At 53.0% G+C, this 9,048-nt stretch carries 8 protein-coding genes and 1 tRNA gene; 2 read left to right on the plus strand and 7 right to left on the minus strand.

Annotated features, from left to right (window positions below; all coding sequences use genetic code 11):
- The 3 genes from HQ37_RS05205 to HQ37_RS05215 form a co-directional block, all read right to left on the minus strand.
- Complete coding sequence (locus tag HQ37_RS05205) at positions 1-1,263, minus strand: glycosyltransferase family 4 protein (protein WP_036881255.1); 1,263 nt, start codon at positions 1,261-1,263, stop codon at positions 1-3.
- Positions 1,260-3,236 (minus strand): glycogen debranching enzyme N-terminal domain-containing protein, encoded by a 1,977-nt coding sequence (locus tag HQ37_RS05210; protein WP_036881256.1) that lies wholly within the window; start codon positions 3,234-3,236, stop codon positions 1,260-1,262. The genes HQ37_RS05205 and HQ37_RS05210 overlap by 4 nt, the downstream gene beginning before the upstream one ends.
- 605 nt (positions 3,237-3,841) lie before the next feature.
- Positions 3,842-3,915, minus strand: a tRNA-Ala gene (locus tag HQ37_RS05215).
- Positions 3,916-4,003: 88 nt separating this feature from the next.
- Here HQ37_RS05215 and HQ37_RS05220 point away from each other — a divergent pair.
- Together HQ37_RS05220 and ruvC are read left to right on the plus strand one after the other, a co-directional pair.
- Positions 4,004-4,318 carry a DUF4286 family protein gene (locus HQ37_RS05220; protein WP_036881257.1) on the plus strand — a complete coding sequence of 105 codons (315 nt, stop codon included), beginning with the start codon at positions 4,004-4,006 and terminating at the stop codon, positions 4,316-4,318.
- A gap of 40 nt (positions 4,319-4,358) precedes the next feature.
- On the plus strand, positions 4,359-4,934 hold the full coding sequence (ruvC, locus tag HQ37_RS05225) for a crossover junction endodeoxyribonuclease RuvC (RefSeq protein WP_036881258.1): 576 nt from the start codon (positions 4,359-4,361) through the stop codon (positions 4,932-4,934).
- Here the strand turns inward: ruvC and folB are convergent.
- The 4 genes from folB to HQ37_RS05245 all read right to left on the minus strand — a co-directional run bounded on the left by folB (position 4,927) and on the right by HQ37_RS05245 (position 8,859).
- On the minus strand, positions 4,927-5,304 hold the full coding sequence (gene folB, locus HQ37_RS05230) for a dihydroneopterin aldolase (protein ID WP_036881259.1): 378 nt from the start codon (positions 5,302-5,304) through the stop codon (positions 4,927-4,929). The two genes, ruvC and folB, sit on opposite strands and share 8 nt — an antisense overlap.
- An 80-nt stretch (positions 5,305-5,384) precedes the next feature.
- On the minus strand, positions 5,385-6,980 hold the full coding sequence (locus HQ37_RS05235) for a glycoside hydrolase family 10 protein (protein ID WP_152566801.1): 1,596 nt from the start codon (positions 6,978-6,980) through the stop codon (positions 5,385-5,387).
- Positions 6,981-6,982: 2 nt separating this feature from the next.
- Positions 6,983-7,834, minus strand: a complete 852-nt coding sequence (gene panC, locus HQ37_RS05240; protein ID WP_036881261.1) for a pantoate--beta-alanine ligase — start codon at positions 7,832-7,834, stop codon at positions 6,983-6,985.
- A gap of 5 nt (positions 7,835-7,839) precedes the next feature.
- Positions 7,840-8,859, minus strand: coding sequence for an aspartate-semialdehyde dehydrogenase (locus tag HQ37_RS05245; protein WP_036881262.1), 1,020 nt, complete (start codon positions 8,857-8,859; stop codon positions 7,840-7,842).
- Positions 8,860-9,048 lie beyond the last annotated feature (189 nt).

Raw genomic sequence — 9,048 nt, forward strand, 5'->3', positions numbered from 1 at the left:
TTATCTAATGAGTCTATTGTATATGTTACGAACCTTGAGCCCTGCATCTTCCCATGTCAGGGCATTTACCTCACGTAGCCCCTCGACCTTGAGGAACTCGTGCATCTCAGGATAGCTAATGAGGGCATACATAGCGTCGGCCATGGCCTCCACATCCCAGTAGTCTACCTTGACAGCATAGTTGAGGATCTCGGCACAACCTGATTGATGCGAGATGATCGAGGGGACGCCACACTGCATCGCCTCGAGGGGAGAGATCCCGAAGGGCTCTGAGACTGAGGGCATGACGTAGACATCGCTGGACTTGAAGACTTCGTACACCTGTCGTCCCTTCATAAAGCCTGTGAAGTGGAAGCGGTCAGAGATATTGTACTTGGCAGCTAGACGGATCATAGCATCCATCATGTCCCCGCTGCCCGCCATGATGAAGCGAACCTTATTCGTGCGCTCGAGCACCCGAGCAGCTGCCTCGACGAAGTATTCACAGCCCTTCTGCATCGTGATGCGCCCGAGGAAGGTAATGATCTTATCTTCCTTGACCCCTCGCTGGTCGGGGATGGAGAGGATCGAGGGCTCGAGCGGTGTAACGGCGTTGTGTACTGTGGTTACCTTGCTAGGGTCTTGGTGGTATTTCTCGATCACAGTTCGGCGGGTTAGGTCGCTCACCGTGATGATATGGTCTGCATGGTTAAGCCCATCCATCTCGATGCCGAAAACCACTGGGTTAACATTGCCTCGGCTGCGGTCGAAGTCGGTGGCGTGCACATGCACGACTAGAGGCTTGCCTGTGATTTTCTTGGCATGTATGCCCGCAGGGTAAGTGAGCCAGTCGTGCGAATGGATAATATCAAAAGGCTCGGCCCGAGCAATGACCCCTGCCACAATCGAGTAGTTGTTGATCTCCTCGAGCAGGTTGTCTGGATATCGGCCTGAGAACTCGATGCAGCCGAGGTCGTTGGTATGCTTGGAGCTGAAGTCCGCATAGATATGCTCTCGCAGGTGGTAGTAGGTCTCGGGAGCCATCTTGCCTTGTAAGCGATGCTGCACATGTTCATAAGGGACATCACGATAGACGATAGGAGTATCGCCTGCGCCTATAATTCGGAGGAAGCTCTGATCCTCGTCTCCACTGGGACGGGGGATAACGAAGGTGGTCTCCATATCAGGCTGCTGAGCCATGCCCTTAGTTAGACCATAGCTAGCAGTCCCGAGGCCGCCTAAGATATGTGGTGGAAACTCCCAACCAAACATCAATGCTTTCATTCGTATCTAATGATAGGGTTTGTATTGTTATACTTCGTCTTGGCGATCTCTAAGAGCTTGAGCGATCGGAGGATCTCACCCACATTCATGGCCAGGGAGATGGCTCCACGACTCTTGTAGGGCGGATTACCGTCGAAGAGCTCCGAGATCGTACCGAGGCCATGTTCCTTGACCTCCTCCTCCATCCCCACGAGGGTTCGCTCGGCGAAGGAGATCGCTGCGCGGCCATAGAGGCGGATATAAGCCTCGAGGTAAGGCCCGAGCAACCAGGGCCAAACAGAACCATTGTAATAGGCTCGCTCTCGCTCTGCATGGGTCCCCGAGCAGTGCGCCTCGTAGCCGAAGCTCTTCGGGCTGAGGGAGCGCAACCCCTTTGGGGTACGCAGCTCTCTGGTTACGAATTCGATAACCGAGCGCTGCACAGGTCGTGGGAGCGGAGAGTAGGGGAGCGATACGGCAAAGATCATATTCGGACGCACGCTCCAGTCCTTGACCCCTCCATAGCACACACTATCATAGAGGTAGCCGTGCTCATTGACAAAAGTCGCACAGAAGTTGCGCTCCACTCGCTCGCACAGCTCCTCTAGCTCCAGGGTTTTGTATGCAGGCATCAGCTCCGAATAGAAGCACAGAGCATTATACCACAGAGCATTGAGCTCTACGAGGTAGCCCGTTCGGGGGATGATCGCTCGGCCGTCGGGAGCCTTGGCATCCATCCAGCTAAGTGGCTTATCATCGTGGCTATAGGTATAGAGTAGCCCCGTCTCATCAATGCGCACACTGGGGTGAATATTGCGCTGATAGTAGGCAATAACCTTGCCGACGAATGAGCCATAGCGAGCTCGAGCATCCTCTAGGCCCGTATGTAGGGCATACTGCTGGATGCTCCATAGAGCCCACAGCCCTACATCGGGGTCGGTCAGGTGGGTTACTAGTGGATCGACAGAGACCTGAGACATATATCGCTCAAAGACCGGGATCATGGTGTCCATGATTCGATAGAACCGCTCGGGAGCCTCAGAGTAGATGGAGCAGCCAGGCAGGGCTACGAAGAGGTCTCTCGCTCGGACGCCGAACCAAGGGTAGCCTGCCAGTAGGTAACCATCGGTCGGGTTGGGGCGATAGTAGAATTGCTGAGCTGCATTGAGCAGACACGAGCGGAAGTCTTGCCTGGGGATGCGCACATCGACCTCTGCATCGAAGGCCTGTTCGAGCCTCAAGGGATCGGTCTCGCTGAGCCCTGCTGAGAAGTAGAGGGGCTTGCCCTTCTCGATCTTCACCTCGAAGTAACCAGGCACATAGAGATCTTCGGTGAATTCATACCCTCGCTCACGCTCCTTGAAGTAGGCTACCTGCTCGTTCCAGTAGGCCTCATGTACGAAGTCGCTAGGTTGCGAGAGCTGCATGTAGAGCTCTGGATAACCTTTGTAGAGGCACATGCTGATGCCCTGTTGGCAGGGTCGCACCTCAGAGTTGATGTGATCATTGCGGTGGGTAAGCATCTTCACATCTCTAAAGGCCAAGAGGGGCGAGAGCCTTAGCGTGGTCTCGCTATGGGCCTCTAGGAGAGTGAACTTGATGATCACCCGGTGCTCATAGTGGCAGAAGAAAAACTCTCGGCGCAGGACAACCCCACCGACACGATAGGTCGTAGACGAAGCAATGTCTATATTGTACTCTCGAATGTACTTGTGCCCCTTGGGAGAGAACGAGCCATCCCGATACTCATGCACCCCTATATTGAAAGGAACTCCATGCTGTACGATCGTCAGATCGAGGGATGAGAGTAGGACATGATTATTAGGGCTCAGCTCGGGAATAGGGACGACCAGCACACCATGGTACTTGCGGGTATTGCACCCTACAATGCTTGAGCAGCAGTAAGCGCCCATTCTATTAGTACGGATGTATTCCCTTTGGAGGGCTTCATCCAGATTAGACATCATTCGTCTATCAAATTTGAGATAGCTCATGGTCAATTATTCCTCCTATTTGATATTTACAAAAGGGATAGTTTGTTTATTTGCAGGCTAAGTTACGTTTTTATTTGCCAAAACAGGCAGATACTCGCTTCTTTTTTGTGAGTTTTCGGCGTATTGTGGAGGCTCTACGAGCCCAAGGTCTATCTATCAGCTTGAATGCCTGCATCTATCGATTTCTTCGGAGATCTTACAGGCTTCGTAAATGAGCTCTCGAGATTCAATCCGATAAGCTCTCGGGAGCACCTCCGTGGAGGCCCAAGTAGGCTCTCACTCGAGACTCAGATAGGATCTCACCTGAGACTCAGATAGGATCTCGGTGGAGATCCTATTTAGATCATTTTCACCTCTACGGTATCCGCTTCATTTCGCCTCTATCTACTATGAGGATTTCCTCCGGGGCTGTAGGCAGCCTTCTTCTCCACCCCAAATATTCAGCCAATCTATGCTCTCGAGACGCTTACGCCTAGTGGGGGTATTGCCCGTCCGCTGCGATAGGCTCGGAGATCCTGAAAGCATACAAAAGCAAAAGGATCGAGGGCGCATGCACACCCTCGATCCTTTATTTTGCAGATCATTCCTCTACCTAGATGATCCAGTGGAGTATAGCGGACTCGAACCGCTCACCTCGACACTGCCAGTGTCGCGCTCTAGCCAGATGAGCTAATACCCCGTTCTCGATTGCGATGCAAAGGTAAGTAATATTTTTGATTCTAGTATTATCTTTGCTCGAAAATATCTCAAAATATATTCTCTCAACAATGGCACTGTTACACAATACCACCTTTATGATGACAGAACAGACTGTACAAGAGTTTCTTGACTTTATGAGGGAGCTCTACCTCCCTGCGCTCAGAGGTAGTGATATATTGAGCGACATCAGGCTACATCGCATCCAAACACACGAGGGAGAGAGCGATGCAGTGAGCTTTGCCCTACATTTTCGAGTTGACGATCAGATGAGTCTCATGAGCTTCATGACAGAGATCGCTGTGGATAGTAATGCTGCTTTAGTACGCCACTTTGGCGAGCGAGTAATAGGCTTCTCAACAACGATGGAGGAGGTCGAGCTGTAGGCCGAAGAGAGGGTCGAGGGCTCAGCGCAAGATTAGATTGATGAATAAGGATAACGAACGTATCATCCTCGGAATAGACCCAGGGACGCTCCAGATGGGGTATGGTCTACTTCGAGTACAGGGGAGTAAGGTCAGCGTCCTTGCCCTCGGCGTGATCTCGCTCAATAAGTTTGAGGATCACTACCTACGTCTCAGACGTATCTACGATAGGGTTTCGGGGTTGATCGAGGAATTCTGTCCCGACGAGCTAGCCATCGAGGCCCCTTTCTTTGGCAAGAATGTGCAGAGCATGCTCAAGCTGGGACGAGCTCAGGGGGTGGCCATGGCCGCAGCCCTCAAGTACGATATTCCGATCACCGAATACGTCCCTATGCGTGTCAAACAGGCTATTACGGGGAATGGTCATGCCTCCAAAGAGCAGGTGGCGGGTATGCTCCAACGCTACCTCAAGCTGCCCGAAACTCCCAAAGAGCTTGACGCAACCGATGCCCTTGCTGTGGCATTATGCCACCACTTTTTGACTTCCTCGCCCATGATGCAACCCTCAGCAGGGGCAACGAAAAACTGGGCCGACTTCGTCAAGCAGAACCCCGCTCGGGTCAAGGGCCTCAAGTAGAGGTCAGCTCCCCACGAGCGCATTGCAGGCGAACCGTCGCCCGCTGCACATCCCCCCCGAAGGGAGGATTGCACTTGCTTAGCCTAAGGTCTAGGCCTTCGATCATAGCAAACTCATCAAACAGGCGACGAGCCATACGACCGACGACATGCTCGAGGAGCTCCGAGGGCACGGCCATCTCTTCGGCCACTACCTGGTGCAGGAGGGCATAGTTGATTGTATCCTCTAGGGCATCTGAAGAGAGGCTCTGCGCCACAGAGGCCTCGACTGTGAGCGAGACCTCGAAGTGATTGCCCACCCGACGCTCCTGCTCCAGCACTCCGTGATAGGCATAGAAGCGCATCTGCTCTAGACTGATCTGTATCAGCATTGTATCGTAGGTGTTGTGGGGATGGCCCTTTCGACTGAGGGAATATAGAGGGAGACTCAACAGATGTAGAGGAACACCTCCTATCCCATCGTGATCACAAGGGCTTGGTCGATCGGGGTGCTGACTCCATAGCTATTAACTGCCTCGACACCTATCTCCACACGTTCATAGCCAGAGAACTGCTCACCCCTAAGCCTATAGTGAGGCTCACGAACACCCTGTGCAAGGAGCACTCCACGACGCTCCCCATTGCCCTTGATTAGTGTAGCCCAGAGACGATAGGTTACAGGGGGCTCGTGGGCATCACGGTCGTGCATCCAAACGACAGTGCGCTCCCCGTTGGGCTCTAGGACTAAACGAAGAAGCTTAGGGGCTTGGGCTCTGTGCTCTAGACCTCGGGGCAACGCAAGAGGCAGTGCTGTGCGATGAAAGAATTGACGGATCTGCTGACGCATGGCTGGATATTTATCCCCTACATGCTCTTCTCTAAAGAAGCAAATGCCGCCAGAGCCCATCATTCGTTCTTGCTCCATCTGATCTATAATGGTCTGTGCCTGCCACCTATCCTGTACGATGCGATAGGGAGCTAGACCGGCTACCACAGGCACGTAGCGGCCTACGGACTGACTCCAGTCCTGCAAGAAAGGCGTGTACAGATGGTCTCGGTAATACATCATGGGCACGAGGAAGTCCACAAGGCCCTTCTTGGCCCAGGTTATTGGGTCTTGATACACCGACTCGAAGGCCGTCCATCCATGACTCCTATCTAGCATGGGAAGCTTGCGTAGCTTCCCCAGAGGGGCAACACTGATCTGCATATAGGGCTTGATCGAGTGTACCGCCTGGTTGATCTCCTCAAGCTGACGGGTGAGGTTGCTTCGTCTCCATTGCTCTCGATCCATCCCAGCCCCATAGAGCCGGTACGAACGTTGGTCGGGAAAGCGGACTGCATCCTCGGGATAGCGGAAGTAATCGAAATGTAGACCATCGAGGTCATAACCTGCTGCCAATTCCCTCGCTAGAGAGGCGATATATTGTCTCACACCAGGCTCTCCGGGGTCGAGATGAGTAGCATTTTTGTGCTTGAGCCCCCAGGCTGGATGACGCTGGAGGAGCGGATGTGGGGCATTCTTTGGAGAGGCCAAAGGGTAAGTAACCAGCCAGGCATGGATAGCCAGGCCTCTAGCCCGACAGGCCTTGACCGCAAAGCTCAGAGGATCATAGGCCGGAGGTTGGCCCGAGCTGGTGAAGAAACGGGCGAAAGGCTCCATATTGCTCGGATAAAGCACTGTCCCGGATTGTCTTACTTGCAAAAAAACTGTATTGTAGCCATCTGCCGCCAAGCGATCGAGGATGCGAATGAGATCCTGCTGCTGACGCCGTAAACCATTCTCGTCATCGGCTTTGGTCCTCGGCCAGTCGAGCCCATAAGCAGTTGTTAGCCACACGGCACGCATCTCTTGACGGATGCTGTCGCCCATGGGGGGGCTCCAAGTTGCAGAGGCAGGGAGGGCTGGTAGAGAGAGCGGCTCTTGCGCAGCAAAGGCCATGCTTGGGGGCTCTACCACAGAGACAACCTCAGGAGGGGATGCGACTAAATCCTTTTTGGCACGACAGCCCACCCCTATAGAGGCTAGGAGCAGGCTGCTTAGTGCTATCTTACTGATCGTCTTCACGACTATATTGATGATGAGTAAGCGATATTGTCTATCAAACGCACCTGACCGCAGAAGACTGTAATGCAGCCATGTGGGTGAGGGCTATCACCCCAGTGCTCTATACGCTCTAGCGATCGCGCATCAACGATCTCGAAGTATTCTACTCGGAGTGTAGGGGTGGCATTGATCTGATCTACAACCCACTGCTCCAACTGCCTAGGACTGTACGAGCCCTGAAGCTCTCGACTCTTACTGAGCACTCTATAGATCTCGGGGGCGAAGCTGCGCTCCTGAGCCGAGAGGCGAACGTTGCGGCTGCTCAGAGCCAGGCCATCCTCCTCTCGGACGATGGGGCAATCGACGATCTCCACAGGGAGCGATAGGAGCTCGACCATGGCTCGGATGACGGCGATCTGCTGGAAGTCCTTCTCCCCAAAGAATGCCTTATCTGGACGAACAATGTCAAAGAGGCGGCTAACTACCTGCATCACACCTCGGAAGTGCCCTGGACGATGAGCCCCCTCCATCACCTCGGCTACTCGACCAACGGCGAAGTCTCTATTGTCAGGCTCAGGATAGATGGTCTCTACTGTTGGAGAGAAGAGGGCCGTCGCCCCAGCAGCCTCCAGCTTCTCTATATCTGCCTCGAGTGTACGAGGATAGGTCTGTAGATCCTTGGGGTCATTGAATTGAGTAGGATTGACAAAGACACTGACAACACAGACCTCACACTGTCGTAGAGCCTCTTGGACAAGGCTGATGTGCCCGCTGTGCAAAGCCCCCATCGTGGGGACGAAGCCAATACGTTTGCCAGCGGCCCTCTGCTGAGCGATGAAAGATTGTAGCTCAGCAATCTCTTGAAATACCTTCATGATCTCTAAGCTTTCTTGTTAAATGCTCCTTGAGCGATAAGATACTCTGCGATTTGTACGGCATTTAGGGCCGCCCCCTTCTTAATCTGATCCGCTACACACCAAAAGGCTAACCCCCTAGGGTTGCTTAGGTCTCGGCGTAGGCGACCGATGTATACAGGGTCTTTCTCGGCTACATAGAGCGGCATGGGGTAGGTCTGCTCGGCAGGCACATCCTGTAGGACGAGGCCATGGGCTGCACGGAAGGCTTCTCGCACCTCCTCTAGGCTCAGCTCCCTCTCTGTCTCGAGCCAAATGCTCTCCGAATGTGCTCGGGTAACGGGCACTCGTACGCAGGTCGCACTTACAGCGATGTCGCTATGCATGATCTTACGGGTCTCGTAATACATCTTAAGCTCCTCCTTGGTGTAATCTCCATCGGTGAAGACATCAATTTGAGGAATAAGGTTATAGGCAAGCTGATAGGCGAACTTCTCTACCGAAGGCTCTTCTCCTCGGGCGATCTGGACAACTTGTCGGTCTAGCTCCTCCATACCCTCTGCTCCTGCGCCACTGGCCGCCTGATAGGTAGCCACGTGCACTCGGGTAATGTGCGAGAGTTGCTCGATAACGTTGAGGGCTACAACCATCTGGATCGTTGTGCAGTTGGGATTGGCAATGATCCCTCGAGGACGTACGAGAGCATCAGAGGCATTGACCTCGGGGACAACTAGAGGCACATCCTCTTGCATTCGGAAGGCACTAGAGTTATCGATCATCACAGCCCCATGGCGAGTAATAGTCTCGGCATATTCGAGGGAGACATCCCCTCCAGCAGAGACGAAAGCTACATCAATATCTTTGAAGTCGTCTCCATGACGAAGCTCTCGGACGGTGTATTCTTTACCTCTGAAGGTGATACTCTTACCTGCCGAACGAGCCGAGGCGAAGAGCTCTAGGCGATCTATCTTGATAGGGCGTTCGCTGAGTACCTTGAGAAACTCTTGTCCCACGGCCCCGCTTACCCCTACGATAGCTATATTCATAGTCTGTCCTTGAATTATATGTAAGCAATATAGTTTTCAAACTGCAAACTTACAAAAAACAGACCAATGCTGTCAAGGTAGGAAGGTACTGTTTTTCGACTGCAGGTTCAAGTATCAAGTGCAAATTTACTTTATAGCAGCGAAGAATACTTTTGCTGGGGATTTGAAACCCAACTTTTCTCTAGGCCT

It is taken from the genome of Porphyromonas sp. COT-239 OH1446 (genome assembly GCF_000768875.1).
Taxonomy (GTDB): Bacteria; Bacteroidota; Bacteroidia; order Bacteroidales; family Porphyromonadaceae; genus Porphyromonas.